The sequence below is a fragment of the Pseudomonas sp. S3_B11 genome, assembly GCF_054667715.1.
Genome location: NZ_CP162749.1, coordinates 809,553 through 835,162 on the forward strand (window position 1 = coordinate 809,553; position 25,610 = coordinate 835,162).

Below are 25,610 nucleotides of genomic sequence, written 5' to 3' on the forward strand. Positions count from 1 at the left end.
TGTTGCCCTGATCTGTGGGAGCAAAGCTTGCTCGCGAAACAGGCACCTCGATCTCTGAAAGACCGCATCGCCTTCATCGCGGGCAAGTCTTGCTCCCACAGGTCAGGAGTAAATCCCCTCGTCACAAGGGGTGTGTCGGCCTTATTTACCTGACACGCGCCAGATCTTGTTCCCCACATCATCGGCCACCAACAAGCCACCCTGCTTGTCGATCACCACGCCCACTGGTCGGCCCTGGGCTTTTTCGTCGGCGTTCAGGAAACCGGTCAGCACATCCACCGGTTGTCCCATCGGCTTGCCGCCGTTGAACGGTACGAAAATCACTTTATAACCACTGTGGGGCTTGCGGTTCCAGGAGCCGTGCTGGCCAACGAAAGCCCCTTCGGTAAACGGTGCAGGCAAGGTGCTGCCCTCGGCGAAGGTCAGCCCCAATGAGGCGGTGTGAGGGCCGACGGCGTAGTCCGGGGCGATGGCCTTGGCCACCAGGGCCGGGTTCTGTGGTTCGACCCGGACATCGACATTCTGCCCATAGTAGCTGTAGGGCCAGCCATAGAAGGCCCCGTCCTTGACCGACGTGATGTAGTCCGGCACCAGGTCGCTGCCGATCTCATCCCGCTCGTTCACCGCTGTCCAGAGCGCGCCGCTGCGGGGTTCCCAGGCCAGGCCGTTAGGGTTGCGCAAGCCCGAGGCGAAGATACGGTGATTTCCGCTGGCACGGTCCACTTCCCAGATGGCGGCGCGACCTTCTTCGGCCTCCATGCCGTTTTCCGCGACGTTACTGTTCGAGCCGGTGGTGACATACAACTTGCTGCCGTCACGGCTGGCAATCACGTTCTTGGTCCAGTGATGGTTGAGTGTCCCCCCGGGCAGATCGACGACCTTGGTCGGCTGCGCCTTGATTTGCGTGTCACCGTCCTTGTAGGGGAAACGGATCAATTGGTCGGTATCGGCCACGTAGAGGTCATTGCCGACCAGGGTCATGCCGAACGGTGAGTTGAGGTTTTCCAGGAGCACCGTGCGGGTTTCGGCAATGCCGTCGTGATTGGCGTCACGCAACAGGGTGATGCGATTGGGGCTGGGCACGCCGGCGCCGGCGCGGCCCATGACTTTTTTCATCACCCAACCCCGGATGCCCTTGGCGTCGTCCGGCTTGGGTGGGGCGTTGGTTTCGGCCACCAGCACATCACCATTGGGCAGCACATAGAGCCAGCGCGGATGGTCCAGTCCTTCAGCGAATGCACCCACTTGCAGGCCCTGGGCCGGGGTCGGCTTGGCGCCTTGCGGCCAGCCGACGGCTTCGGCGATGTTGACGGTGGGCATCAGGGTCTTGTTTGGTTCGGGCAGTTTCGGCGCTGGGCCGGTGCCGTCGGACACTTGCAAGGTGGACGACTCGCCACAAGCGACAAGTCCGGCGGCAAGGATGACGATCAGGAGGTGGGGTGGCTTGAGCATGCTGGCTTCCCTATGAATGCATGTAGTTATTCATAGAGGAGCGTAGACGCGTGATGGTTCAACGGCGGGTGGGCCCCGTCAGCCAGGCAAGCAAGCTCCCTTTGGGAGCTTGCTTGCCCAGTTCCTTGTTGAATGAGTCAGCCGTGGGCCTGTTTGAATAGCACCGCAATGCCAGGATGGTAATGACCGGCTTCATTGCGCAACTTGCGGTAGGCGTAAGGAAAGTACCAGGCCGCGGCGCAGGTGTTTTCCTTCTGCAGGTCATCGATCATGTCCTGCAATTCTTCGGGCGTGGCGCTTTGCTGGGCTTTTTGCGGCGAGACGAACAGGCAGCCCAGCTTCAGGTCGCTGGCATAGCTGATGCGCTTGGCATCGCTGGTGGCTTCCAGTAGCGGCTGGGTCAGGTTCAGGTTGTTGACCTTGGGCCAGCGCTGGGTGGCCTGGATGAAGGCGCGCTCCTCGGTGCTGGCGATGAAGAGGTCGGCGCTGACGTTGCGTTCGCCTTCTTCATTCTGCTTGCGGGTCGGGGCGTTCTGCAGCGTGACCATCTCAGCCATCCAGGCTGCGGCCGACAGCAAGCCGAGGTTGGCTTTTTCATCGAACCAGTAGGGCGTGTCGTTATCGCCACGCACCGCGTTGTAGCGGTCGATACAGTCAAACCAACGTTCCAGCACTGGACGCAGAAACTCCAGTTTTGGATTGCTGATGATCATCCCTTGCATGCTTTTGCCCTCTTGTTCTTGTGATATCGGGTCGTAATGTCGCTTTGATATCACTTGCCGCAGAATCCCACAAGATTGGCGTCATTTTATTGATCGGCGCCAATGATCGTCCCGACAGGCGGCTTTAATTGACGCTCCACCCCCAACCCTCTAACCTTCGCCGCTTGTTTCAGGTGCTCTGTGGCTGCGGTCGACAGAGTGAAACAGGGAAGCCGGTGAGTGCATACGAACCCGGCGCTGCCCCCGCAACGGTAAATGAGTCAACGCTGTGCTCAAGCCACTGTGTCGCAGACATGGGAAGGCGCACAGACCGGCACCACGCCGCTCATGAGCCCGGAGACCGGCCTGATTCATCCAACGGCATCACGGTGGGCGATGCCAGGCTTGTTGCCGTCTTTTTTTGTGCCCGCCCGCCGTTATCCAATCCCAACGGAGGCTTCCCATGACCGACTCCCTCTTCACCGACACGTCTGATCGCAACGAACGCCACCTGGCGCGCATGCTGCGCAAGAAAGCCGTGATCGACGAGCGCATCGCCAACTCGCCGAATGAATGCGGCCTGTTGCTGGTGCTGACGGGCAACGGCAAGGGCAAGAGCAGCTCGGCGTTCGGCATGCTTGCGCGGTCCATGGGCCACGGCATGCAATGCGGCGTGGTGCAGTTCATCAAGGGGCGCAACAGCACTGGTGAAGAACTGTTCTTCCGCCGCTTCCCGGAGCAGGTGCGCTTTCATGTCATGGGCGAGGGGTTTACCTGGGAAACCCAGGATCGCCAGCGCGACATCGCCGCCGCCGAAGCCGCCTGGGCCGTATCGCGCCAGTTGCTCAGCGATCCGTCCATTGGCCTGGTGGTGCTTGACGAGTTGAACATTGCCCTCAAGCACGGCTACCTCGACCTCGATCAGGTGCTGAGCGATCTGCAGGCCCGCCCACCGATGCAGCACGTGGTGGTGACCGGTCGCGGCGCCAAGCCCGAGATGATCGAGCTGGCCGACACCGTGACTGAAATGGGCATGATCAAGCACGCGTTCCAGGCGGGTATCAAGGCGCAGAAAGGCGTCGAACTGTGAGCGATCCCGCCATGACCAGCCGCCACTGTCCGGCGGTGCTGATCGCAGCGCCGGCCTCGGGCCAGGGCAAGACCACCGTCACCGCGGCGCTGGCCCGGTTGCATCGCAACCAGGGACGCAAGGTGCGCGTATTCAAATGTGGCCCGGACTTCCTCGACCCGATGATCCTGGAGCGGGCCAGTGGCGCGCCGGTCTATCAATTGGACATGTGGATGGTCGGCGAGCAGGAAAGTCGCCGACTGTTGTGGGAAGCCTCTGCCGAAGCGGACCTGATCCTGATCGAAGGGGTGATGGGGCTGTTCGACGGCACCCCGTCGAGCGCCGATCTGGCGCGGCATTTTGGCGTGCCGGTGCTGGCGGTGATCGACGGCACGGCCATGGCCCAGACTTTCGGCGCCCTGGCCCTGGGCCTGGCGCGTTATCAACCCGACCTGCCGTTCGCCGGGGTCTTGGCCAACCGGGTCGGCACCTTGCGCCACGCGCAGTTGCTTGAAGGCAGCCTGACCGAAGGCTTGCGCTGGTACGGCGCGCTGTCCCGGGAAACCGGCATCGAATTACCCAGTCGTCACCTCGGTTTGGTCCAGGCCAGCGAGTTGAACGACTTGGACGTGCGCCTCGACGCGGCCGCCGAGGCCCTGGCCGGCAGTTGTGAAGTGGCGCTGCCGCCAGCGGTGGAGTTCGCCGCGCCCGAGGTGATTGCCGTTGAGCCGTGGCTCGCTGGGGTATGCATCGCCGTGGCCCGTGACGAAGCGTTTGCCTTCACCTATGGCGCCAGCCTTGATCTGCTGCGGGCCATGGGCGCGCAGTTGAGCTTCTTTTCGCCGATTCATGACAGCGAACTGCCCGAGGCGGACAGCCTTTATCTGCCTGGCGGTTATCCGGAACTGCACCATGTTGCGCTTGCCGGGAACGCGCCGATGCTCGCGGCGATCCGTGCCCATCACGCAGCCGATAAACCGTTGCTCGCCGAATGCGGCGGCATGTTGTATCTGCTGGATTCATTGACCGATGTCGAAGGCGTGCGCACCGAACTGCTGGGTTTGCTGGCGGGTGATGCGCAGATGCAAAAACGCCTGGCGGCCCTGGCGTTGCAATCGGTGGACTTGCCGGAAGGCACCTTGCGTGGGCATACCTATCATCATTCGCTGACCAGCACCGAACTTGAACCGATTGCCCGTGGCCATAGCCCCAACGGCGGGCGCGGGGCGGAAGCGGTGTTCCGGCAGGGGCGCATGACGGCTTCCTATGTGCATTTTTATTTTCCGTCCAATCCCAAGGCGATTGCTGCGTTGTTTGCGCCGGATCCTGAGACCGCTATCGCGAGCAAGCTCGCTCCCACAGGGGACCCAGTGATCTCAAGTGCAACGCTAGCCAATGTGGGAGCGAGCTTGCTCGCGAAGAGGCCATGACAGACACCGCTTTCTCCCAGGCCGAACGCGACGCCATCTACCGCGCTATCGCCGAGCGCCGCGACATGCGCCATTTCAGCGGCGGGACGGTTGAGCCGGCCTTGCTGCGCCGTCTACTGGAAGCCGCACACCAGGCCCCCAGCGTCGGGCTGATGCAACCGTGGCGATTCATCCGCATCAGCGACCGCGCCTTGCGTGGGCAGATCCGCGAACTGGTGGAGCAGGAACGCATTCGCACCGCCGAGGCCCTGGGTGAGCGCAGCGATGAATTCATGACGCTCAAGGTCGAAGGTATCGACGGCTGTGCCGAAGTGCTGGTGGCGGCGTTGATGGAAGATCGTGAGCGGCACATCTTCGGTCGTCGGACCTTGCCGGAAATGGACCTGGCCTCGCTGTCCTGCGCGATCCAGAACCTGTGGCTGGCTTCCCGCGCAGAAGGGCTGGGGATGGGCTGGGTGTCGCTATTCGAGCCTCAGGCCCTGGCCGACCTGCTGGGCCTGCCCGCCGGGGCCAAGCCGCTGGCGATCCTCTGCCTGGGCCCGGTCGAGGGTTTTTATCCGGCGCCGATGCTCGCCCTGGAAGGTTGGGCGCAACCGCGCCCGCTCAATGAACTGCTATATGAAAACCATTGGGGAGTGAGCCCATGAGTGTGGCGTTGCTCAGTGCCGCCGCTGTGGCGCTGGATGCGCTGCTGGGCGAGCCCCGGCGCTGGCATCCGCTGGTGGCATTCGGTGGCTTTGCCAATCGCATCGAACAACGTTTCAATTCCGGCGGACGCGGTTGGCGCAGCCATGGGGTGACGGCGTGGATCATCGCCGTGGTGCCGTTGACCTTGCTCGCCACGGCCCTGTCCTGGGCGCCGATGGTCGGCTGGCTGGTGGAGATCCTCGCCTTGTACTGTGCCCTCGGCCTGCGCAGCCTCGGTGAACATGTCGAGCCGGTGGCGCGGGCCTTGCGCAGCGGCGACCTGGAGGAGGCGCGCAAGCGTGTCGGCTACCTGGTCAGCCGCGAAACGGCGGAACTGGATGAAGCCGCCGTGGCCCGCGCCGCCACCGAATCGGTGCTGGAAAATGGCAGCGATGCGGTGTTCGCCGCGTTGTTCTGGTTCGCCGTGGCCGGTGCGCCCGGGGTGGTGTTGTACCGCCTGAGCAATACCCTCGACGCTATGTGGGGCTATCGCAACGAACGCTTCGAGCGCTTCGGCTGGGCGGCGGCAAAAATCGATGATGGGCTCAACTACATTCCGGCGCGCCTGGTGGCATTGACCTACGCGCTGCTCGGTAAAACCCGCCTGGCGCTCAAGTGCTGGCGCACCCAGGGTCCGACCTGGGACAGTCCCAACGCCGGACCAGTGATGGCCGCCGGTGCCGGAGCGTTGGGTGTCGAGCTGGGCGGGGCGGCGGTTTATCACGGCGAACTGCACCAGCGTCCAGCGCTGGGCGAAGGCGTGCCGGCGAGTGCCGACGCCATTGATCGCGGCTGGCAATTGGTCCAGCGCGGCGTATGGTTATGGCTGCTGATTCTCTGCCTGGGAGCTGAGTTTTATGCTTGAGCACGGTGGCCGTTTGCGCAACGCAATCCGGCAATACGGCATTGCCGAGGCTGATTGGCTCGACTTGTCCAGCGGCCTCGCGCCTTGGCCGTTCGACGTCCCGGCGATTCCCCTGCGCGCCTGGGCGCGCCTGCCGGAAACCGATGACGGCTTGGAGCAGGCGGCCTGCGATTATTACGGCGCGCTGAATGTGCTGCCAGTGGCCGGTTCGCAGATGGCCATCCAGCTGTTGCCGCGCCTGCGCCGGGCCGGCAAGGTCGGTGTCTTGTCGCCCTGTTACGCCGAGCACGCCGAAGCCTGGCGCCGCAGCGGCTACATCGTGCGCGAAGTGCTGGAGTCGGAGGTGGATTTCTTTCTCGACAGCCTCGACGTGCTGGTGGTGGTCAATCCGAACAATCCCACGGGCCTGAGCCTTGCGCCCGAGCGCTTGCTGGACTGGCATGCGCGCCTGGCCCAGCGCGGTGGCTGGCTGGTGGTGGATGAAGCCTTCATGGACGTCACGCCGGCGTTGAGCCTGGCGGCGCACACCCATCTGGTCGGGTTGATCGTGCTGCGCTCGTTCGGCAAGTTCTTTGGCCTGGCCGGGGTTCGCCTGGGGTTTGTATTGGCCGAACGTCGCTTGCTCAAGTTGCTCGCCGAACAGGTCGGGCCGTGGGTCGTCAGTGGGCCGACCCGAGTGCTGGGCCAGGCGTGCCTGCTAGACACCGACGCCCACGCCCGCCAGCGCCAACGCTGCGAAGCCACCAGCCAACGCCTGGCGCTGATGCTCGAACGCCACGGCTTCAAGCCGCAAGGTGGCTGCGGATTGTTCCAATGGCTGGTCACCGAGCGCGCCTTGGGACTTCACGATTTCATGGCCCATCGCGGCATTCTCCTGCGCTTGTTTACCAACACCAGCAGCCTGCGCTTCGGACTGCCGGCCGACGACAGCGAATTCCTGCGCCTCGAACAGGCCTTAGAGGCCTACGCCAAGGACACCCAATGACCACAGTGATGGTGCAGGGCACCACGTCCGATGCCGGCAAAAGTACCTTGGTCACGGCTTTGTGCCGCTGGGTCCGGCGCCAAGATGTGAGCGTGGTGCCGTTCAAGCCGCAGAACATGGCCCTCAACAGTGCCGTGACGGCCGACGGCGGCGAAATCGGCCGCGCCCAGGCCGTGCAGGCCCAGGCGGCGGGGTTGGAACCGCACACCGACATGAATCCGGTGCTGCTCAAGCCCAACAGCGACACCGGCGCCCAGGTGATCATCCATGGCCGTGCCGTGACCACCATGACTGCGGTGGCCTATCACGATTACAAAGCCATCGCGATGCAAGCCGTGCTGGCCTCCCACGCGCGCTTGAGCGCGGCCTATCCGGTGGTGATGGTGGAAGGCGCCGGCTCGCCGGCCGAGATCAACCTGCGCGCTGGTGACATTGCCAACATGGGCTTTGCCGAGGCGGTGGATTGCCCGGTGCTGCTGATCGCCGATATCAATCGTGGCGGGGTGTTCGCTCATCTGGTCGGCACCCTGGAGCTGCTTTCGCCCAGTGAACAGGCGCGGGTCAAGGGCTTCATCATCAACCGTTTTCGCGGCGACATCGCCTTGCTGCAACCGGGCCTGGACTGGCTGGAAGCGCGCACCGGCAAACCGGTGATCGGCGTGCTGCCCTACGTGATGGACCTGCACCTGGAAGCCGAGGACGGCCTCGACCAGCGCCAAACCGCCAAGGCTGAGCAGGTGCTCAAGGTGGTGGTGCCGGTGTTGCCGCGCATCAGCAATCACACCGATTTCGATCCACTGCGCCTGCACCCGCAGGTCGACTTGCAATTCATCGGCCCCGGCCAGCCCATCCCGCCGGCTGACCTGATCATCCTGCCCGGTTCGAAAAGCGTGCGCAGCGACCTGGCCTATCTACGCGCCAACGGTTGGGCAACGGCGATCAACCGTCACCTGCGCTACGGTGGCAAGCTGCTGGGTATCTGCGGCGGTTTGCAGATGCTCGGCCAGCAGGTCCACGACCCGTCGGGGCTCGAAGGCGCGGCCGGTTCCAGTGCCGGGCTGGGCCTGCTGGATTTCGACACGACGCTGGAACACGAGAAGCAATTGCGCAATGTGCGCGGGCGACTGGCCTTGGAAGAGGCTGAGGTCAGCGGCTATGAGATCCACGCGGGCGTGACCACCGGCCCGGCCCTGGAAAACCCCGCGGTGCATCTGGAGGACGGTCGTTGCGACGGTGCCCGGAGTCTCGACGGGCAGGTGTTCGGCACCTACCTGCATGGGCTCTTTGAGTCGCCGGCGGCCAGTAGCGCGTTGTTGCGCTGGGCCGGGTTGCAGGATGTGCAGGCGGTGGATTACCACGGGTTGCGCGAGCGGGACATCGAGCGGCTGGCGGATCTGGTGGAGCGGCATTTGGATACTCGGTTGCTGCGTGAACTCTGTGGGATTTGAGGTGGCTGTGCCGGCCCCTTCGCGAGCGAGCTCGCTCCCACATTGGATGTCTGATGACCACAGAATTCGTGCACACCATAACTCCCCCTGTGGGAGCGAGCTTGCTCGCGAAGAGGCCAGTCGCCACAGCGCCAAATAAAAGGTAATGACCCATGCTGCAACTGATCCTCGGCGGCGCCCGCTCCGGCAAGAGTCGCCTGGCGGAAAAACTCGCCACAGACACCCAATTGCCAGTGACCTACATCGCCACCAGCCAACCCCTGGATGGCGAGATGAACGCGCGAGTCGTGCAACACCGCGCGCGGCGCCCAAGCGAATGGGCGCTGGTGGAAGAACCCCTGGCCCTGGCGCGGGTGCTGCGGGAAAACGCCGCCCACGGGCAATGCCTGCTGGTGGATTGCCTGACCCTGTGGCTGACCAACCTGCTGATGCTCGACGACCCCGAGCAACTGAACGCCGAACGCGAAGCACTGCTGGACTGCCTGGCCGCGCTGCCCGGGGAGATCATTTTTGTCAGCAACGAGACCGGCATGGGTGTCGTGCCGCTGGGCGAGCTGACTCGCCGTTACGTCGATGAAGCCGGTTGGCTGCATCAAGCCTTGGCCGAACGTTGTCAGCGCGTCGTGCTGACCGTCGCCGGCCTGCCCCTGACTCTCAAAGGTACTGCGTTATGAATCACTGCTGGTGGCTGGACCCGTGCAAGCCCGTCGATACCCAGGCCCTGGAGCAGGCTACGGCCCGTCAGCAACAACTGACCAAACCAGCGGGCTCCCTGGGGCGGCTGGAGTCGGTGGCGGTGCAACTGGCGGGCCTGCAAGGGCAGGTCAAGCCGAGCCTCGACCGGCTATGGATCGCGATTTTCGCCGGCGACCATGGTGTGGTCGCCGAGGGCGTATCGGCCTATCCCCAGGAGGTCACCGGGCAGATGCTGCTCAACTTCGTCAGCGGCGGCGCGGCCATCAGCGTCCTGGCGCGGCAACTGGGCGCGTCGCTGGAAGTGGTGGACCTGGGCACCGTCACGCCTTCGCTGGACCTGCCCGGCGTACGGCACCTGAACGTCGGGCCGGGCACGGCGAATTTTGCCCAGGGCCCGGCAATGACCGTGAGCCAGGGCGAGCAGGCCTTGCACGCCGGACGCGACAGCGTGGCGCGGGCGGTCGCGGCCGGGACGCACTTGTTCATCGGCGGCGAGATGGGCATCGGCAACACCACGGCCGCGAGCGCCCTGGCCTGCGCCTTGCTCGAATGCCCGGTGGCGCATCTGGTCGGGCCGGGCACGGGGTTGGACGCGGCGGGTGTCAGCCGCAAGGCCCAGGTGATCGAACGGGCCCTGGCGCTGCACACTGTTCAGGGCAGCGACCCGTTGCAGACCCTGTTCAACCTCGGCGGTTTTGAAATCGCCGCGTTGGTCGGTGCGTACCTGGCCTGTGCCCAGCAGGGCGTCGCCGTGCTGGTGGATGGTTTCATCTGCAGCGTCGCGGCCCTGGTGGCGGTGCGCCTCAATCCCGCGTGCCGGCCCTGGTTGCTGTTCGGCCATCGCGGCGCCGAGCCGGGCCATCGCCACGTGCTGGAAACCCTCGGCGCCGAACCGCTGCTGGACCTCGGCCTGCGCCTGGGCGAGGGCAGTGGTGCGGCGTTGGCGGTGCCACTGTTGCGCCTGGCCTGTGACCTTCATGGACAAATGGCGACGTTCGCCGAAGCGGCCGTGGCGGATCGCCCGGCATGACCTTGCGCCTGGACCTGCTGCGTCACGGCGAAACCGAGCTGGGCGGTGGCTTGCGCGGCAGCCTCGACGATGCCTTGACGGCCAGGGGCTGGGAGCAGATGCACACGGCAGTTGAGCAAGGCGGGCCCTGGGATTGCCTGGTGAGTTCACCGTTGCAACGTTGCGCCCGTTTCGCCGAGCAACTTGGTGCCCGACTCGGCGTGCCGGTGCAGCTGGACAAAGATCTGCAAGAGCTGCATTTCGGCGCCTGGGAAGGCCGTAGCGCAGCAGCGCTGATGGACACCGACGCCGAGGCACTGGGCCAGTTCTGGGCCGATCCCTATGCCTTCACACCCCCCGAAGGCGAGCCGATGCTGGCGTTTTCCAGCCGCGTGCTGGCGGCGGTCGAACACCTGCACTCGGCCTATGCCGGTCAGCGGGTCTTGCTGGTCAGCCATGGTGGCGTGATGCGCCTGCTGCTGGCCCAGGCCCGAGGTCTGCCTCGGGAGCAATTGCTCAATGTCGAAGTCGGCCATGGCGCGCTGTTTTCGCTGGCTGTGTCGGCAGGGCCTGTGCTCAAAGAGGCGGATTGACGATGTTGCCTTTCTGGATCGCCTTGCAATTTCTCAGCAGCTTGCCGGTACGCCTGCCCGGTATGCCCGAGCCTGAACAGCTGGGCCGTTCGCTGTTGCTCTATCCGGTGGTGGGGCTGTTGTTCGGTGTTTTGCTGTGGCTGCTCAATGCACTGCTGCTGGGCACGCCATTGCTACTGCACGCCGCATTGTTGCTGAGCGCGTGGGTGTTGCTCAGCGGCGGCCTGCACCTCGATGGCCTGGCCGACAGCGCCGATGCCTGGCTCGGTGGTTTTGGTGATCGCGAGCGCACGCTGCTGATCATGAAAGACCCGCGCAGTGGGCCGATCGCAGTGATCACCCTGGTGCTGGTGTTGCTGCTCAAATTCACCGCGCTGCTGGCGTTGATCGAGCAGGGACAAACGTTGGCCTTGGTCATCGTGCCGGTGCTGGGGCGTGCCGCGTTGCTCGGCCTGTTCCTGACCACGCCTTACGTGCGTGCCGGTGGGTTAGGCCAGGCGCTCGCCGATCACCTGCCGCGACGCTCGGGCTGGCAGGTGTTGGCGGCCTGTGCGTCGGGGAGCCTGCTGCTGTTGGGCTGGGCCGGGCTGTGGACGCTGGTGGTTGCCGCGTTGGTGTTCATCGGGTTGCAACGGATGATGCTACGCAGGCTGCAAGGATGCACCGGGGATACGGCGGGCGCCTTGCTGGAGCTGCTGGAAATGGCCGTGCTGGTAGCGTTGGCGTTGAGTTGAATCCGGATCTTGCTGACAGGGCAGCGTTCATTTAAATTTGCATTCATTCAGTCGCGGGTATATACACGCATCATGCTTCCTTCCCAATGTCTGTGCATCAACCTGCGTCGTGCCGCCCGTGGCGTCAGCAGGTATTACGACGGCGCCCTCGACGGCTTCGGGATCAACGTTGCCCAGTATTCTTTGCTGAGCAACCTGGCGCGCCTGGACCAGCCGAGCATTTCTTCCCTGGCCGAGGCCATGGGCCTGGATCGCAGCACCCTGGGTCGTAACCTGCGGGTGCTGGAAGGCGAAGGGCTGGTGGCGCTGGCCGAGGGTGACGACCTGCGTAACCGCATTGTGGTGCTCACTGAAACGGGGCAGGCCCGGCTGGCGGCGGCGTTGCCGGCCTGGGAAGCGGCGCAGCAGAAACTGATTGATAAGCTGGGCGCCGAAAAGCGTGCGACCTTGCTGGCCTTGCTGGATGAACTGGCGTGAAGCCGGTTCGTTCGATAATAAGTGGGTATATACCCGCGACCGGAGAACAAGAATGACATCGATGTGGCGTACCTGTGGTTGGGTCCTGGTGGGCAGCGCGCTGATCCTGGCGTTGTCCCTGGGCGTACGGCATGGCTTCGGCCTGTTCCTGGCGCCCATGAGTGCCGAGTTCGGCTGGGGCCGTGAGGTATTCGCCTTCGCCATTGCCTTGCAGAACTTGATCTGGGGCCTGGCGCAGCCGTTCACCGGCGCGCTGGCCGACCGCTTCGGTGCGGCGAAAGTGGTGCTGATCGGCGGTGTGCTGTACGCAGTGGGCCTGGTGTTCATGGGCATGGCCGATTCGCCATGGTCCTTGTCGTTGAGCGCGGGCCTTTTGATTGGTATCGGTCTGTCGGGCACATCGTTTTCGGTGATTCTGGGTGTGGTCGGACGGGCCGTGCCGCCGGAAAAACGCAGCATGGGCATGGGTATCGCCAGTGCCGCCGGTTCCTTCGGCCAGTTCGCCATGCTGCCCGGTACGCTGGGGCTGATCGGTTGGCTCGGTTGGTCGGCGGCGTTGCTGGCGCTGGGGCTGCTGGTGGCGTTGATCGTGCCGCTGGTGAGCATGCTCAAGGACGCGCCGTTGCCGGTCGCTGGCCATGAGCAAACTCTGGTCGAAGCCTTGCGTGAGGCATGCAGTCATTCCGGGTTCTGGCTGCTGGCGATTGGCTTTTTCGTTTGCGGGTTCCAGGTGGTGTTCATTGGCGTGCATTTGCCGGCGTACCTGGTGGACCAACACCTGCCAGCCAGCGTCGGCACCACCGTGCTGGCCCTGGTCGGGTTGTTCAATATCTTCGGCACCTATACCGCCGGCTGGCTGGGGGGGCGCATGTCCAAGCCACGCCTGCTGACCGGGTTGTACCTGGTGCGGGCGGTGGTGATCGGTTTGTTCCTGTGGCTGCCCGTGACCACCACCACTGCGTATCTGTTCGGCATGGCGATGGGCTTTCTGTGGCTGTCGACGGTGCCGTTGACCAACGGCACGGTGGCGACCCTGTTTGGTGTACGAAATCTCTCTATGTTGGGTGGGATCGTGTTCCTGTTCCACCAGTTGGGCTCGTTCCTCGGTGGTTGGTTGGGCGGGGTGGTGTACGACCGTACCGGCAGCTATGACTTGATCTGGCAGGTGTCGATCCTGCTCAGCCTGTTGGCGGCGGCGTTGAACTGGCCAGTACGTGAACGTCCGGTGGCGCGCCTGCAAGTCCAGGCCGGCGCAGCATGAGTCGTGTCGGCCCGTGGTTGATCGCTGCCGGTGCCGGCCTGCTGCTGGCGTTCGCCTGGTGGGGTTGGCATCAGGGCGGGTTGGCCTTGATGCAGCTGGGCATGGGCAACTGCTGAACAATGGACGGCATCGGACGCTGCGAGTAACGTCGTGGTCTGACGTGCTTTTAAGGAAGATAGACATGTTGATGCGTTGGTTTGCTGTTCCCGCCCTGTTGCTGGCTGTGACCGGGCAAGTCTGGGCCGCCGGTTGCCCACCGTTGCTGGAAGGTTCGTTGCCCAAGCTGCGGGCCAAGGAAACCATTGATTTGTGCCAGCGCTTCGCCGGCAAGCCGCTGGTGGTGGTCAACACTGCCAGCTTCTGTGGGTTCGCCCCGCAATTCAAAGGCCTCGAAGCGCTCAACCAGCGCTACAAGGAGCAAGGGTTGCAAGTGCTGGGTGTGCCGTCCAATGACTTCAAGCAGGAGTCCAAGGACGGTGCTGAAACCGCCAAGGTCTGCTACGTCAATTACGGCGTGACCTTCACCATGACCGAACCTCAACCGGTGCGCGGTGCGGATGCGATACCGTTGTTCAGGCACCTGGCTGAACAATCCAGCGCGCCGAAATGGAATTTCTACAAGTATGTGGTGGACCGGCAGGGCAATGTCGTAGGCAGTTTTTCCAGCCGGATCAAGCCTGACGATCCCGATTTCATCAAGGCGGTGGAAGCGGCTATTGCTTCCAAACCCTGATCGCCAGCCACGAAAAAAGCCCCGCCTCTTTGCAGAGTGCGGGGCTTTTTTTTCGCTTCAGGTGGCGAGGGGTTCAGGTTCGCCGTGAAACATCAGAAGCGGTAGGTTGCACCGACACCGAAACCGTTGGCGCTGTTTTCATATTTGGCGTTGTAGGACTGGCCGAGGGCGTTGCTGCCGCTGACGTTGACTTTTTCTTCCTTGAGGTAGGAATAAGCCACGTCGATGGTCAGGTCGTCGGTCGGGCTCCAGCCGGCACCGAGGCTGAAGATGGTCCGGTCGCCAGTAGGGATGCGTGGCGAGCGGTCGGCGTTGTTGGTCGGTGCCTGGTCGAAGGACAGACCGGTACGCAGTACCCACTGTTTGTTCAACTGGTAGGAAGTACCGATGGCGTAGGCCCAGGTGTCGTGCCAGTTTTGCTCTTCGGTGATGGTACCGAGGAAGGCCGGAGCGAACACACCACCCGATGTTGTCACCCCTTCGTTATTCACGGTGATTTCTTTCAGGCGACTCCAGCGTGTCCAGGTGCTGCCCGCATAAACGGTCCAGGCATCATTGAGCTTTTGGGTGACCGAAAAGTCCACCGATTCAGGTGTGGTGATGTCCAGCGAGGCATCGTAGCGCCCGTTATTCAAAAGTACCGCAGGAGTACCGGCGCCAGGGCTCACTTCAGTGTGGCCTTCAAGCTTGTACTTGACCTTGGAGTGGTAGGTCAGGCCGACACGAGTGGTGTCGGTCGCCTGGACCAGCACGCCAATGTTGTAGCCGTAGCCAATGTCGTCGCCCTTGATCTTCACGTCGCCGTCATTAGCTGAAAACGGAGTGTTCAGCGTCGACTCCAGAGAGCCGGAAATACGGTTGATGGTCGGGCCGAAACCGATCGATACCTTGTCGTTGAAGGCATAGCTGACGGTTGGCTGGAACGTGACGACCTTCACTTCGCTCTTGCTACCGAAGTTGCCGCCCTGGAAGCCGTTTTCATAATCGGTGATCAAGCCAAACGGTGCGTAGACACCCAGGCCGAATGCCCATTGATCATCGATAGGCTTGACGTAATAACCCATCGGAACGCCGGTCAGCGGGACCATGTCGCCCTTGTTAGTGCCGGACTTGGTGCCGCTGGCATCGTCGATATCGGTGGAGGCATCAATGGCGGCGAAGCCACCGGTGACTTGCTGGCGCTTGAGGCGCGACATGCCGGCAGGGTTGCCAAACACGGTGCTGGCGTCATCGGCAGCGGAAGAACGACCTGCGAAACCAGTGCCCATGCCACTGATGCTTTGTTCGTTCAAGGCAAAGCCACTGGCGAAAAGTTGGGTGGATGCCAAGGTCACGGCAAGGCCAAGGGTGGTTTTGAGCATGATTTTTTTCATTGTTAGAACTCCTGATGATCACCGGGGCGAAAATTACCAACATTTTCGTGCAAGCGCTATAGCCCGTATCGCTTGATTTAGAGGGGTTTTGTAGGACAATCCGACCAGATTCGCGACCGTTGCAGGAAGTTTCCAAATTTCCACATCAGCAAGCGACCTGATTCATGGGTGAAACACAGCTTCGCCATGCGCAGGTGAAATCTCGCAGGCGCCCTTGGGGGTGAAAGGTTTGTCGCCAGATGCGGGCCATGCCAAGCAGGTCATCGGCTTCAGGAAGCGGAGTGTTCTGTTCCTCCACCAGCAGCCAGGCAATGGCGGTGGCATAGCGCAGGTTGACGGTCAATTCCAGGTGCGGGCCGCTGAGAAAGGCGTGCTGGCTGGCCAGGCCGCGTACCAGGCTGGCTCGTTCCGGGTCCAGCGCCAGGTAATGGTCCCAGAGTGCCTGGTGTCGGGGCTCGGTAATGCGATACAGGCCATGCCCGCGGCGATCATGCAGGGCTGAACCCAGGGCGGACTGGCTGGCGGCAATACCCAGCAACAAGGATTCCGCAGTTGCGCTGTGACGCTCAAGGTAGAGGAGCGTCGGGCGGATCACATATCGACACAGTTCGCTGGCAGCGATACCCATAAAACCCTCGAAGTGTGAAATGGGCGGAGCCTGAAGAGTGTGGGCTTGGCAGCGGTGGATCGGTCCAGGCCCCGCCGGAAGCGGATCATGCCGCTTGACTTGAAGTGTAGTGTCATATTTACGTTGTAAAGGACTGTTTTTAAAACATCTTCAACGAACGGTTATAACTGTTATATCCCTTGGTACTTACGCCGTTTCGCTTGATCGAGAAATTCCAGGCAATAAAAAACCCCGCTTTTTGGGCGGGGCCTTTGGAGTTTCAGCCTTTCTGGCGTCTCAGGCAACCAGTGCCTGGCGGGTACGCTCGATCACGGCCTGCAGCGGTTCGGCGCTGGAGTACTGATCGGGGTACAGGCGTTCGCTGTGACGGGCGATGCCGTGTTCGTTGACCAGGGTGAAGCTGAAGCAGCCTTTGCGAGCGGCCATGATCAGGCAGTTCATCGGGGCAAAAGCGTTGGTGAGGGTGCGGATAGCATCCTGTGCGTGGATTTGAGTAGACATGTTATGGGTGTTCCTACAAATGACACGGTTAAGAACCGTGCAACGTTAAAACGTTCCAGTAACGTCGACCACCATTGGTCGAACGAAGAACCCGACTGGAACAAAGCAGCCAGTTTGAGCGCTATATAAAGTGCGCGCTTGGGCTGGCAGGTAGGTACTTAGGAGGGCAGGCAACACATCAAGGGCAAAGGTTCTGGGCCCGGGGTGAAGATCCTGATCAATTTTGCAGGTTGGTTCGGTCAGAGTAATGAGCCTGGCAACACCCTTTGCATTCGATCAAAGGCTGTGTTGACGCAAGGTTTACCTGGAAACCATCGAGGGGGCCGGTCTCCTTTTTTCGGTGAGGTGTCCTTTGAAGGATGGCTGACCGTGGAGATGTGTTCGACCCGGAATTGACTTTCAGCTTGGTACTAACGCTGCGGATACTAACGGATCGACCTCGTGAAGGGAAGGGCGTTGGTTAAAAAATATTCAAGCAGGGCCATGCGTCGATGTCGGGATCGGACGCGTAGCACAGGACCCAACTGTACTCGGGTGTGTCCATGCCACCCACGCCGCGCGCAAGGCCCGAGGTTTATCCCCAGGTTTTACCGCCAGATGCGCCAAAAAAGCGCAGCGTTATAACCCATTCGGCTGTTACTTGTGCACACTCGCTGCACCACTTGTCACTGTACTGTCATGTCGAAACAATTCGGGGTGGGTGCCTGTATCCAAAATTTAAGTCAATGAAAAACATCGCTTTTTTTTACTGGTGAAAAAATCGTCAGTTTGAGCGCAGGCCCCGTTCCACAGGGCTTTGCGCGAGTTCAGGGTGGGTTGTCCACTGAGTTATCCACAGCTTCTGTGGATTGTCCCAAGCGCTTGCTCTAGCACGGGCGTGCTGGTTTTTTTCGGCTTTACCCGTACGAAAAAAGGAGTAGAGTGGCGCGCCTTCCGATCTAGCCCACAGTGTTTTATGAAGTTTCGCTCCGTATCAAATCCTGTTACCTCCACACCCCATGGTGTTACCCCACCCAAGCGTATTTCGATGCGGGTGGCCGAGTGGCTACTCGACAGCCCGAGACTGGGAGATAGCCCCAGCGTCAAGCACTTGGCCGGCCGTTTACTCAAGCAACCGGCCCGTGAAGGCGTGGTGGCCGCGCAAAGTCGCCTCGGACAATTGATGTGCCGTGAATGCGGCAACGCCCGGGATCGCCGCATCGGCCAGGACCTGCTGCGCCAGGCCGCGCGGGCCGGCGATGATCGAGCCCGCCGGGCCCTCGGTGAAATCGAAGGCTGAAAACGAAGACCGAGCTGGGCAACCCCCGGCCGCTTGGTTAACCTTCGGGCTTTATTTGATCGGCAGGAATTGTCATGGCTATGGATTTGACCAGCCTGTTGTTTGGCCTGGCGGGCGCTGCGGTGCCATTGCTGGCACTGGCCTGGCACCTGCAACGCCAGGCCGGCGCTGCGCAGACCGAACAGGCCCTGCTGGAAGAACGCCTGGCCACCGCGCACATGGCCCACGACGGCCTCAATGCCCAGCTCGATGCCTGCCGCGATGAGATCAGCGACCTGAGCCAGGCCAACGCCGCCAAGCAAGCCGAGCTTGCCGCAGCCTGTCGTGAAGTCGAGTTGTTGCAAATCGAGCGGGACAACGCCCGGGATGCGGCCCACGCCTGGAACCTCGAGCGCGCCAACAAGGAAGCAGAATTGCGGCGGCTCGATGCCCAGGCGGCGTCGTTGCATGCCGAACTGCGCGAGCAGCAGGAAAGCCATCAGCAACGCCTGGATGATCTGCAAGGTTCGCGCGACGAGTTGCGGGCACAATTCGCCGAGCTCGCCGGAAAAATCTTCGATGAGCGTGAGCAGCGTTTCGCCGAAACCAGCCAACAGCGCCTGGGCCAGTTGCTCGATCCGCTGAAGGAGCGCATCCAGTCCTTCGAAAAACGCGTCGAAGAAAGTTATCAGGCCGAGGCCCGGGAACGTTTCTCCCTGGGCAAGGAGCTGGAGCGCTTGCAACAGCTGAACCTGCGCTTGAGCGACGAGGCCACCAACCTCACTCGGGCACTCAAGGGCCAGAAGACCCAGGGCAACTGGGGCGAGTTGATTCTGGAGCGGGTGCTCGAACATGCTGGCCTGGAGAAGGGCCGCGAGTATCAGACCCAGGTCAGCCTCAAGGGCCCGGACGGCGAGCGTTTCCAGCCGGACGTGTTGATTTATCTGCCTGGCGACAAACAAGTAGTGGTCGACTCCAAGGTCAGCCTCACGGCCTATCAGCAGTACGTGGCCGCCGAAGATGACGCCATTGGCCAACTGGCCCTCAAGCAACATGTGGTGTCGTTGCGAGCCCACGTCAAAGGCTTGGCCGGCAAGGACTACAAACGCCTGGACGGTTTGCACAGCCTGGATTTCGTGTTGTTGTTCGTGCCGATCGAAGCGGCGTTTTCCGCCGCCTTGCAAGCCGAGCCGAACCTGTTCCAGGAAGCCTTCGACCGCAACATCGTGATCGTCAGCCCGACCACGTTGCTGGCGACCCTTCGGGTGATCGACAGCTTGTGGAAGCAGGAACGCCAGAGCCAGAACGCCCGGGAAATCGCCGAGCGGGCCGGGTGGCTGTATGACAAGTTCGTCTTGTTCATCCAGGACCTGGATGAGATCGGCAGTCGCTTGCAGCAGTTGGACAAAGCCTACAGCGCGGCGCGCAACAAGCTGACGGAAGGGCGCGGCAACCTGATCAGTCGCAGCGAACAGCTCAAGCTGCTCGGCGCCCGGGCCAGCAAGAGCTTGCCCAGCGAATTGCTCGAACGGGCGATGACCGATGCGGATGGGCTGCCTGAGTTGCCGGAAGAGGCCAGCGAGAAAACCCAGGGCTGAAACACAAACCCAAGGCTGAAGCAGAAGCTTGTGGCAAGGTCATCTTGTGGGAGCAAAGCTTGCTCGCGATGGCATCCTTGAGACCGCCTTCGCGGGCAAGCCTTGCTCCCCACAAGATTTTCCATCGCCACAGGGGAACAGCGTGTCCCTCTGCCCATTACAACGGCAAATGCCGACTCAACAACGCCCGCAACGCCGCCGGCTTCACCGGCTTGGCCAGGTAATCCAGGCCTGCGGCATGCACCTGGGCTATCATCTCAGGTCGGCCGTCGGCGCTGATCACCACACCGGGAATCGGTTCGCCCATGCGCGTGCGCAACCAGGCCATCAGCTCGGTACCGGTCTCGCCGTCGTCCAGATGAAAATCCACCAGCGCCAGTTGCGGTCGGCCGCCCTGGGCCAGCCAACGCTCGCATTCTTCCCGGTTGCGCGCCGTCCACACCTGGCAACCCCAGCGTGTCAGCAGGCTGTTCATGCCGATCAGGATGCTGTCTTCGTTATCGACGCACAGCACCTGGGCGCCGCTTGGCAAATGACCGTTGGGTTCGGCCGCGGGGCTCGGTGCGACGACCTGTGTATGGGCCAAGGGCACGCTGACGCTGAACACGCTGCCACGCCCCGGCCAGGAGCGCACGCGCAAGGTATGGCCCAGCACGCGGCATAGCCCGTCGGCGATGGCCAGGCCCAGGCCCAGGCCTTTTTCGGCGCGGGTCTGGTGGCTGTCCAGGCGTTTGAACTCTTCGAAAATGACCTGCAGCTTATCCTCGGCAATTCCCGGCCCGCGATCCCAGACCTCCAGGCACAACTCGCCGTTGCGCCGGCGTACCCCCAACAGCACCGGGCCCTTGGCATAGCGGAAGGCGTTGGTGAGGAAGTTCTGCAGAACCCGCCGCAACAACTTGATGTCGCTGTCGACCCGCAGTCGCGAGCCTCGCATTCGGAATTTCAGGCCTTGTTCCTGGGCCAGCGCCGTGAACTCGGCGCCCAAGGTGTCGAACAATTCGTTGAGGACGAACGGCTTGCGGTCGGGATTGATCTTGCCGTTTTCCAGGCGGGAGATGTCCAGCAGGTCGGTGATCAGGTCTTCAGCGGAACGCAGCGAACTGTCCAGATGCTGCACCAATTGCCGGGCCTCGCTCGGCAAACCCTCGTGCTGGTGGGACAGCGCGGCAGAGAATAGCCGCGCGGCGTTGAGCGGTTGCATCAGGTCGTGGCTGACCGCAGCCAGGAATCGGGTCTTGGATTGATAGGCCGCTTCGGCGGTGCTCTTGGCTTCGGTCAGGGCCAGGTTCAGTTGCGATAATTCCCGGGTGCGTTCGGCCACCCGTTGCTCCAGCCCCTCGTTGGCTTCGGTCAGCGCTTGCGCGGCCTCACGGAACGCGGTGATGTCAGTGAAACTCATGACGAAACCGCCACCGGGCATCGGGTTGCCGATCAGCTCGATCACCCGGCCGTTGGGGAACAGTCGTTCAGAGGTATGGGCACGACCCTGGCGCATCCAGTGCAGGCGTCGGGCGACGTGAACTTCGGCTTCGCCTGGGCCGCAGAGACCACGCTCGGCGTTGTAGCGGATGATATCGGCAATGGGCCGGCCAACACTGATCAAGCCGTCCGGATACTTGAACAGCTCCAGATAGCGACGATTCCAGGCCACCAGCCTGAGGGACTGGTCGACCACGCTGATGCCCTGGCTGATGTTCTCGATGGCGCCTTGCAACAGCGCGCGGTTGAACTGCAAAACTTCCGAGGCTTCGTCTGCGATCCGCACGACGTCTTCGAGCTGCATCTCCCGACCTTCAATGGCGGCCTTAACCACAGCCCTGGTCGAAGAGGCCCCGAGTACACCGGCCAGCAGGCGTTCGGTGTGGGCGATCCATTCGCTGTCGGCGTTCTGGGTCGGGTTGAAGCCTTTGCCCTGGCGGTAGGCAAAGCGAATGAAACTCTGCCGTGCCCGCTCCTCGCCGACGAAACGGGCGGCCAGTTGCAACAGGTCTTCGATGTGCACCGCCAGCATTGAGCGGGGGTTGGGGCGGGCGCTGATTTCCTGGCCGATGAAGCGTCCGGCCTGCCAGTGTTCCGAGACGCGTGTGCGCGACAGCACGGACACCCAGGCGAACAACGTGAAGTTACCGGCCAGGGACAGGACCACCCCTTGGGTCAGGGGAGTAATCGGCAGGTTCAATGGATTGCCGTGCAGCCAGGCCAGGCCCGGGAAGCTACTGAGCGACCAGCCCAGGCTGTGCGCGGCGATCGGCAACACCAGGGTGTAGAACCACAGGAAAATCCCCATGGCGAGGCCAGCGAACACACCGCGGCGGTTGGCCTGTTTCCAGTACAGCGCGCCGAGCATGGCCGGGGCCAGTTGGGTCACGGCGGCGAAGGCGATCTGGCCGATGGTCGCCAGGCTCGCCGTCGAACCCAGCAGGCGGTAGCTGACGTAGGCCAGCAACAGGATCACGACGATGCTCACCCGACGCACCGACAGCATCCACTGGCGGAACACTTCGAAGGGCCGCTCGGCGTTGTTGCGGCGCAGCAGCCACGGCAACAGCATGTCGTTGGAGACCATGGTGGACAGCGCCACGCTGGCCACGATCACCATGCCGGTAGCCGCCGAGGCGCCACCAATGAACGCCAGCAATGCCAGGGCCGGATGGGCCTGGGCCAGCGGCAGGCTGATGACGAAGGAGTCCGGCAATACGGAGCTGGGCAGCATCATTTGCCCGGCGAGGGCGATGGGCACCACGAACAGTGCGGCCAGGGCCAGGTAGGCGGGGAATACCCACTTGGCCAGGCGCAGGTCCTGGGGTTCGATGTTCTCCACCACGGTCACGTGGAACTGCCGCGGCAAGCAGATGATCGCCATCATCGCCACCCCGGTCTGCACCACCATGGATGGCCAGTTGATGGTTTCTTTCCAGTACTGCTCCAGCCGTGGGGCGAGCATGGCCTGGTTGAACAGGTCGTCGAAGCCGTCGTACAGGCCGTACGTCACGAACGCTCCGACCGCCAGGAAGGCGAACAGCTTGACCAGGGATTCGAAGGCAATCGCCAGCACCATGCCACGGTGGTGTTCGGTGGCGTCCAGGTTGCGGGTACCGAACACGATGGTGAACAGCGCCAGGATCAGCGAGACGATCAGCGCGGTGTCCTGGGCGCGGGTGCCCATGGCATCGGCGCCGGCACCGATCAACAGGTTCACCCCGAGCACGATGCCCTTGAGCTGCAAGGCGATGTACGGCAGCACGCCGACCAGGCAGATCAGCGCGACCACTACCGCCAGGGATTGGGACTTGCCATAGCGGGCGGCGATGAAGTCGGCGATGGAGGTGATGTTCTCCTGTTTGCTGATCATCACCATTTTCTGCAGGACCCACGGCGCCAGCACCAGCAGCAGGATCGGCCCGAGATAGATCGGCAGGAATGCCCAGAGCTGTTCGGCGGCCTGGCCTACGGCGCCAAAGAACGTCCAACTGGTGCAGTACACCGCCAGCGACAGACTGTAGACCCAAGCCCGCACCCGTGGCGGCAGCGGAGTGCTGCGCCGGTCGCCGTAGAAGGCGATGGCGAACATGATGGCCATATAGGCCAGGGCGACAACGGCAATCAGCCCGCTGGACAGCGACATGGAAACTCCCGGACAAAGACACCGGGACTTGAGCCCGGCAGGACAGTCTCGCATGCCCGCTCGGGTTCGTCAGTGTCGACCAAGGTCGAGGCGCGGTGGGGTGTCGCAGGTAGGGGGAATTCTTGGGTTATGCAGGGTTTTTGCTGGCCTCATCGCGAGCAAGCTCGCACACCGAGTCTTGGGCGAGCATAAATTTTGTATTCACAGCAGATCAAATGTGGGAGCGAGCTTGCTCGCGATGGCGGCCTTACTGAGCCAACGCAATATCCACCAGCCGATACAACTCCTCAACCGCTAACGGCGCGGTAGCAAAGAGGATACGAAACACCGTCGGCGCCACCACCACATTGATCAGCCGTTCGACGCCTGGATTGGGCTCATCGGGATAGCGGTCCAGGATGATCTGCAACTGACGGCTGATGATCCCCACGCAATACCCCGGGGTGGCGCAGGCCTGGATGTCGCGCATCATGTTGCGACCGGGCTCGGAACTCATTTCGTCCAGGTACTGTTCGGCCCAGGCGAGCAGGTCGCCGCGCAGGCTGCCGGTGTTGGCGGGTTCGCTGTCGGGGCGCAAGCGGGCGATGGCGACATCGGCCAGCAGCGCCGGCAGATCACCCCAGCGTCGGTAGATGGTGGACGGCGTCACCCCGGCGCGCGCAGCGATTTGCGGCACGGTCAGGGTCGCGCGGTCCTGCTCTTGCAGCAGGTCGCGGACCGCCGAATGAATCGACTCTTGGACCCGGGCGCTTCGACCGCCGGGGCGTAAACCTTCTTTAATCGCCATGCGTCAGACCTTAACACAAAGAATTTGCTTTAAGCGCATGCTGGTAGCACACTCCACAAAAGCAAAAAATTAGCTTTTGCGAATACTCCTGTGGAGCGTGCCCATGTCCCGTCCAGCTTCGACCCGCGCCAGCCTGATATTCCTGGCGCTCACCTTGCTCGGTTTTCTCGCCGCGTCCAGCGCGCCGACGCCGTTGTATCATCTCTACCAGGAACAATTGCAATTTTCCCCGGCCGTCCTGACGCTGATTTTCGGTGTGTACGCCTTCAGTCTGCTGGCGGCCTTGCTGACGGTGGGGTCGTTGTCGGATTACTTGGGCCGTAAACCGGTGATCTTCGTGGCGCTGTTGCTCAACATGCTGGCGATGCTGCTGTTTATCAGCGCCGAAAGCGTTGCCTGGTTGATCAGTGCCCGCTTGATCCAGGGATTTGCCACCGGCATGGCCACCAGTGTGCTGGGGGCTGCCTTGCTGGATTTCGACCGTCGCCAGGGCCCGCTGATCACCAGTGTCGCGCCGCTGTTGGGCATGGCATGCGGGGCGCTGGGCTGTGGCCTGCTGGCTGAATTCGCGCCGTTGCCCTTGCAACTGACGTACTGGCTTCTGTTGGGCTTGTTCCTGGCCCAGGCCGTTTACCTCTGGCGCCTGGCGGAAAGCGTCAGCCCGCAACCCGGTGCCTGGCAGTCCCTGCGGTCAACCCTGCATGTGCCGTCCCAGGCGCGGCAAGCCTTGTGGCGGGTCCTGCCACTGGACCTGGCGGCCTGGGCCGTGGGCGGTTTCTACTTGTCACTGGCACCGTCCCTGGTGCGAGCGGCAACCGGATCGACCTCCAACCTGATCGGTGGCGCGCTGGTGGCGGTGTTGACCCTCAGCGGCGCGTTATCCATCTACCTGCTGCGCAACCAGGAGGCCGACAAGATGTTGCGCCTCTCCGCGAGCTTGCTGGTGGTCGGTCTTGCATTGGTGCTGGCGGCGGTGCATGGCGCCAGCTTGCCATTGTTCTTCATTGGCACGCTGGTCACCGGCAGCGGTTTTGGCGCGGGATTCCTGGGGGCGCTGCGCAGCATCATGCCGCTGGCGTTGCCCCACGAACGGGCCGGTTTGATGTCGGCGTTCTATGTCCTCAGTTACCTGGCCTTCAGCCTGCCGTCGCTGCTGGCGGGGAACCTGACGCGGGTGTTCGGATTGATCCCGACCACCGATGGCTATGGCGCGGTGTTGATTGTGCTGTGTGTCGTTGCGTTGTTGGGGTTACGTCAATCCATGAGACCGGTCAGCGATGGCGCGCGGCCTTGAAACCAAGGGTGCAGGCGTCGCTGGCAGTAGGTTAGTCTTGGCGCCTCAGTCTTTTTTCCGGACGATCCCTTGAAAATCATTCGCAGCAAGTCCTTCACCGGGGACCGCGCCTGGGCGGCGCTGGATATCGCCAACATGAATGGCATCACCACGCGCCTGCACTGGACCGATCAGCCGTACAAATGGCACGTCAATGACGGCGAGGAAGTCTTCGTGGTGCTCGATGGGCAAGTGCGGATGTGCTATCGGGAAGAGGGTGTCGAAAAGGAAACCTTGCTGGAGGCCGGGGACATTTTCTACGCCTCGGTGGGCACCGAACATGTGGCCAGGCCCTTGGGCGAAGCGAGAATCCTGGTGATCGAGACCGAAGGCAGCGTCTGATGGTTATCTGCTAAACCGATAA

24 protein-coding genes and 1 riboswitch are annotated in these 25,610 nt (G+C 62.5%); of the genes, 17 read left to right on the forward strand and 7 right to left on the reverse strand.

The annotated features are described in order from the left end of the window. Positions 1-141: 141 nt before the first annotated feature. Entirely contained in the window at positions 142-1,452 is a 1,311-nt protein-coding gene (locus tag AB4O22_RS03750; protein WP_460095876.1) for a PQQ-dependent sugar dehydrogenase, read from the reverse strand. 137 nt (positions 1,453-1,589) lie between these two features. Then, the gene (locus AB4O22_RS03755; RefSeq protein ID WP_013694065.1) at positions 1,590-2,174 is read right to left on the reverse strand and encodes a hypothetical protein; all 585 of its coding nucleotides are present in this window, start codon (positions 2,172-2,174) and stop codon (positions 1,590-1,592) included. 154 nt (positions 2,175-2,328) lie between these two features. Further along, positions 2,329-2,537, forward strand: a riboswitch (cobalamin riboswitch). Positions 2,538-2,616: 79 nt separating this feature from the next. On the opposite strand from AB4O22_RS03755, the gene cobO reads away from it, so the two are divergent. The 13 genes from cobO to AB4O22_RS03820 all read left to right on the forward strand — a co-directional run bounded on the left by cobO (position 2,617) and on the right by AB4O22_RS03820 (position 14,140). Beyond that, the gene (gene cobO, locus AB4O22_RS03760; RefSeq protein ID WP_003204642.1) at positions 2,617-3,243 is read left to right on the forward strand and encodes a cob(I)yrinic acid a,c-diamide adenosyltransferase; all 627 of its coding nucleotides are present in this window, start codon (positions 2,617-2,619) and stop codon (positions 3,241-3,243) included. Between the two features lie 11 nt (positions 3,244-3,254). Continuing rightward, the gene (locus AB4O22_RS03765; RefSeq protein WP_460097782.1) at positions 3,255-4,652 is read left to right on the forward strand and encodes a cobyrinate a,c-diamide synthase; all 1,398 of its coding nucleotides are present in this window, start codon (positions 3,255-3,257) and stop codon (positions 4,650-4,652) included. Next, complete coding sequence (gene bluB / locus AB4O22_RS03770) at positions 4,649-5,299, forward strand: 5,6-dimethylbenzimidazole synthase (protein ID WP_460095877.1); 651 nt, start codon at positions 4,649-4,651, stop codon at positions 5,297-5,299. Before AB4O22_RS03765 ends, bluB begins: the two co-directional genes overlap by 4 nt. Further along, positions 5,296-6,204 carry an adenosylcobinamide-phosphate synthase CbiB gene (gene cbiB / locus AB4O22_RS03775; RefSeq protein ID WP_013694063.1) on the forward strand — a complete coding sequence of 303 codons (909 nt, stop codon included), beginning with the start codon at positions 5,296-5,298 and terminating at the stop codon, positions 6,202-6,204. Before bluB ends, cbiB begins: the two co-directional genes overlap by 4 nt. Next, positions 6,197-7,189, forward strand: coding sequence for a threonine-phosphate decarboxylase CobD (gene cobD, locus AB4O22_RS03780; RefSeq protein ID WP_028237380.1), 993 nt, complete (start codon positions 6,197-6,199; stop codon positions 7,187-7,189). The genes cbiB and cobD overlap by 8 nt, the downstream gene beginning before the upstream one ends. Further along, positions 7,186-8,637, forward strand: coding sequence for a cobyric acid synthase (locus tag AB4O22_RS03785; protein ID WP_460095878.1), 1,452 nt, complete (start codon positions 7,186-7,188; stop codon positions 8,635-8,637). Before cobD ends, AB4O22_RS03785 begins: the two co-directional genes overlap by 4 nt. Positions 8,638-8,789: 152 nt before the next feature. Next, positions 8,790-9,311, forward strand: coding sequence for a bifunctional adenosylcobinamide kinase/adenosylcobinamide-phosphate guanylyltransferase (cobU, locus tag AB4O22_RS03790; RefSeq protein ID WP_460095879.1), 522 nt, complete (start codon positions 8,790-8,792; stop codon positions 9,309-9,311). Further along, on the forward strand, positions 9,308-10,363 hold the full coding sequence (gene cobT, locus AB4O22_RS03795) for a nicotinate-nucleotide--dimethylbenzimidazole phosphoribosyltransferase (RefSeq protein ID WP_460095880.1): 1,056 nt from the start codon (positions 9,308-9,310) through the stop codon (positions 10,361-10,363). Before cobU ends, cobT begins: the two co-directional genes overlap by 4 nt. Then, a complete protein-coding gene (gene cobC, locus AB4O22_RS03800) occupies positions 10,360-10,935 on the forward strand; it encodes an alpha-ribazole phosphatase family protein (RefSeq protein ID WP_003204623.1) in 576 nt (191 codons plus the stop codon). Before cobT ends, cobC begins: the two co-directional genes overlap by 4 nt. 2 nt (positions 10,936-10,937) lie before the next feature. Further along, the gene (locus AB4O22_RS03805) at positions 10,938-11,669 is read left to right on the forward strand and encodes an adenosylcobinamide-GDP ribazoletransferase (RefSeq protein ID WP_460095881.1); all 732 of its coding nucleotides are present in this window, start codon (positions 10,938-10,940) and stop codon (positions 11,667-11,669) included. A 72-nt stretch (positions 11,670-11,741) separates the two neighbouring features. Beyond that, entirely contained in the window at positions 11,742-12,146 is a 405-nt protein-coding gene (locus AB4O22_RS03810) for a MarR family winged helix-turn-helix transcriptional regulator (protein WP_003204618.1), read from the forward strand. Between the two features lie 52 nt (positions 12,147-12,198). Continuing rightward, a complete protein-coding gene (locus AB4O22_RS03815) occupies positions 12,199-13,407 on the forward strand; it encodes an MFS transporter (RefSeq protein ID WP_003204616.1) in 1,209 nt (402 codons plus the stop codon). A 181-nt stretch (positions 13,408-13,588) separates the two neighbouring features. After that, positions 13,589-14,140: a glutathione peroxidase gene (locus AB4O22_RS03820; protein WP_460095882.1), complete on the forward strand. Its 552-nt coding sequence runs from the start codon at positions 13,589-13,591 to the stop codon at positions 14,138-14,140. A gap of 92 nt (positions 14,141-14,232) precedes the next feature. Here the strand turns inward: AB4O22_RS03820 and AB4O22_RS03825 are convergent, their stop codons facing one another. The 3 genes from AB4O22_RS03825 to AB4O22_RS03835 all read right to left on the reverse strand — a co-directional run bounded on the left by AB4O22_RS03825 (position 14,233) and on the right by AB4O22_RS03835 (position 16,642). After that, positions 14,233-15,513: an OmpP1/FadL family transporter gene (locus AB4O22_RS03825; protein ID WP_003204610.1), complete on the reverse strand. Its 1,281-nt coding sequence runs from the start codon at positions 15,511-15,513 to the stop codon at positions 14,233-14,235. 145 nt (positions 15,514-15,658) lie between these two features. Further along, entirely contained in the window at positions 15,659-16,141 is a 483-nt protein-coding gene (locus tag AB4O22_RS03830; protein WP_013694058.1) for a hypothetical protein, read from the reverse strand. 276 nt (positions 16,142-16,417) lie between these two features. Then, positions 16,418-16,642, reverse strand: coding sequence for a hypothetical protein (locus AB4O22_RS03835; RefSeq protein ID WP_003204606.1), 225 nt, complete (start codon positions 16,640-16,642; stop codon positions 16,418-16,420). Positions 16,643-17,597: 955 nt separating this feature from the next. Between AB4O22_RS03835 and AB4O22_RS03840 the strand changes: the two genes are divergently transcribed. Together AB4O22_RS03840 and AB4O22_RS03845 are read left to right on the forward strand one after the other, a co-directional pair. After that, a complete protein-coding gene (locus AB4O22_RS03840; protein WP_080766509.1) occupies positions 17,598-17,921 on the forward strand; it encodes an SEL1-like repeat protein in 324 nt (107 codons plus the stop codon). Between the two features lie 188 nt (positions 17,922-18,109). Then, positions 18,110-19,498 carry a DNA recombination protein RmuC gene (locus tag AB4O22_RS03845; protein ID WP_161796658.1) on the forward strand — a complete coding sequence of 463 codons (1,389 nt, stop codon included), beginning with the start codon at positions 18,110-18,112 and terminating at the stop codon, positions 19,496-19,498. 157 nt (positions 19,499-19,655) lie between these two features. Here the strand turns inward: AB4O22_RS03845 and AB4O22_RS03850 are convergent, their stop codons facing one another. Together AB4O22_RS03850 and AB4O22_RS03855 are read right to left on the reverse strand one after the other, a co-directional pair. Next, positions 19,656-23,126, reverse strand: coding sequence for a hybrid sensor histidine kinase/response regulator (locus AB4O22_RS03850; RefSeq protein WP_003204600.1), 3,471 nt, complete (start codon positions 23,124-23,126; stop codon positions 19,656-19,658). Between the two features lie 247 nt (positions 23,127-23,373). Beyond that, positions 23,374-23,913: a TetR/AcrR family transcriptional regulator gene (locus AB4O22_RS03855; protein ID WP_223471845.1), complete on the reverse strand. Its 540-nt coding sequence runs from the start codon at positions 23,911-23,913 to the stop codon at positions 23,374-23,376. A 103-nt stretch (positions 23,914-24,016) separates the two neighbouring features. Here AB4O22_RS03855 and AB4O22_RS03860 point away from each other — a divergent pair, with 103 nt between their 5' ends. Together AB4O22_RS03860 and AB4O22_RS03865 are read left to right on the forward strand one after the other, a co-directional pair. Beyond that, entirely contained in the window at positions 24,017-25,207 is a 1,191-nt protein-coding gene (locus AB4O22_RS03860; protein ID WP_460095883.1) for an MFS transporter, read from the forward strand. Positions 25,208-25,276: 69 nt separating this feature from the next. Continuing rightward, the gene (locus AB4O22_RS03865) at positions 25,277-25,588 is read left to right on the forward strand and encodes a cupin domain-containing protein (RefSeq protein ID WP_018604299.1); all 312 of its coding nucleotides are present in this window, start codon (positions 25,277-25,279) and stop codon (positions 25,586-25,588) included. Positions 25,589-25,610: the final 22 nt, after the last annotated feature.

Coding starts and splice junctions, on each gene's coding strand:
- AB4O22_RS03750 (WP_460095876.1), bottom strand. CDS start 1,452: ATGCTCAAGCCACCCCACCTCCTGATCGTCATCCTTGCCGCCGGACTT.
- AB4O22_RS03755 (WP_013694065.1), bottom strand. CDS start 2,174: ATGCAAGGGATGATCATCAGCAATCCAAAACTGGAGTTTCTGCGTCCA.
- cobO (WP_003204642.1), top strand. CDS start 2,617: ATGACCGACTCCCTCTTCACCGACACGTCTGATCGCAACGAACGCCAC.
- AB4O22_RS03765 (WP_460097782.1), top strand. CDS start 3,255: ATGACCAGCCGCCACTGTCCGGCGGTGCTGATCGCAGCGCCGGCCTCG.
- bluB (WP_460095877.1), top strand. CDS start 4,649: ATGACAGACACCGCTTTCTCCCAGGCCGAACGCGACGCCATCTACCGC.
- cbiB (WP_013694063.1), top strand. CDS start 5,296: ATGAGTGTGGCGTTGCTCAGTGCCGCCGCTGTGGCGCTGGATGCGCTG.
- cobD (WP_028237380.1), top strand. CDS start 6,197: ATGCTTGAGCACGGTGGCCGTTTGCGCAACGCAATCCGGCAATACGGC.
- AB4O22_RS03785 (WP_460095878.1), top strand. CDS start 7,186: ATGACCACAGTGATGGTGCAGGGCACCACGTCCGATGCCGGCAAAAGT.
- cobU (WP_460095879.1), top strand. CDS start 8,790: ATGCTGCAACTGATCCTCGGCGGCGCCCGCTCCGGCAAGAGTCGCCTG.
- cobT (WP_460095880.1), top strand. CDS start 9,308: ATGAATCACTGCTGGTGGCTGGACCCGTGCAAGCCCGTCGATACCCAG.
- cobC (WP_003204623.1), top strand. CDS start 10,360: ATGACCTTGCGCCTGGACCTGCTGCGTCACGGCGAAACCGAGCTGGGC.
- AB4O22_RS03805 (WP_460095881.1), top strand. CDS start 10,938: ATGTTGCCTTTCTGGATCGCCTTGCAATTTCTCAGCAGCTTGCCGGTA.
- AB4O22_RS03810 (WP_003204618.1), top strand. CDS start 11,742: ATGCTTCCTTCCCAATGTCTGTGCATCAACCTGCGTCGTGCCGCCCGT.
- AB4O22_RS03815 (WP_003204616.1), top strand. CDS start 12,199: ATGACATCGATGTGGCGTACCTGTGGTTGGGTCCTGGTGGGCAGCGCG.
- AB4O22_RS03820 (WP_460095882.1), top strand. CDS start 13,589: ATGTTGATGCGTTGGTTTGCTGTTCCCGCCCTGTTGCTGGCTGTGACC.
- AB4O22_RS03825 (WP_003204610.1), bottom strand. CDS start 15,513: ATGAAAAAAATCATGCTCAAAACCACCCTTGGCCTTGCCGTGACCTTG.
- AB4O22_RS03830 (WP_013694058.1), bottom strand. CDS start 16,141: ATGGGTATCGCTGCCAGCGAACTGTGTCGATATGTGATCCGCCCGACG.
- AB4O22_RS03835 (WP_003204606.1), bottom strand. CDS start 16,642: ATGTCTACTCAAATCCACGCACAGGATGCTATCCGCACCCTCACCAAC.
- AB4O22_RS03840 (WP_080766509.1), top strand. CDS start 17,598: ATGAAGTTTCGCTCCGTATCAAATCCTGTTACCTCCACACCCCATGGT.
- AB4O22_RS03850 (WP_003204600.1), bottom strand. CDS start 23,126: ATGTCGCTGTCCAGCGGGCTGATTGCCGTTGTCGCCCTGGCCTATATG.
- AB4O22_RS03855 (WP_223471845.1), bottom strand. CDS start 23,913: ATGGCGATTAAAGAAGGTTTACGCCCCGGCGGTCGAAGCGCCCGGGTC.
- AB4O22_RS03860 (WP_460095883.1), top strand. CDS start 24,017: ATGTCCCGTCCAGCTTCGACCCGCGCCAGCCTGATATTCCTGGCGCTC.